Annotated in this window: 1 protein-coding gene; it reads left to right on the forward strand. The window is 74.3% G+C overall.

Annotated elements, in window-relative coordinates; genetic code table 11:
* Positions 1-27: 27 nt before the first annotated feature.
* Positions 28-382, forward strand: a 355-nt coding sequence (locus QQK43_RS13905; protein WP_284308247.1) for an SDR family NAD(P)-dependent oxidoreductase, incomplete at its 3' end; no start/stop codon positions are given.

The raw sequence follows: 382 nt of genomic DNA on the forward strand, positions 1-382 counted from the left end.
ACAAGCGCTTTTGTTCCAGACCCCCGCATGTCCACCCCCGCCTTGCCGTTTCGCCAAGCTGTCATCACCGGTGCCTGTGGAGGCCTGGGGCAGGCGCTCGCGCAGGAACTGCTGGCCGCCGGGGCGCAGGTGGCGCTGGTGGGCCTGAACCGCGCGGCGCTCGACGCGCTGGCCGCGCAGGCTCCCGGCCGCGCCGCCGTCTACACGCCCGACGTGGCCGACAGCGCCGCCATGCAGGCCATGGCCGCCGACTGGATGGCGCGCGCCGGCCTGCCCGACCTGGTGGTGGCCAACGCCGGCGTGGCCGGGGGCTTCGACACCGCCGAGGCTGGCGATCTGGCCGTCATGCGCCGCATGCTGGAGATCAACCTGCTCGGCCCGG

It is taken from the genome of Hydrogenophaga electricum, from assembly GCF_030160815.1.
GTDB classification, from domain to species: Bacteria; Pseudomonadota; Gammaproteobacteria; order Burkholderiales; family Burkholderiaceae_C; genus Hydrogenophaga; species Hydrogenophaga electricum.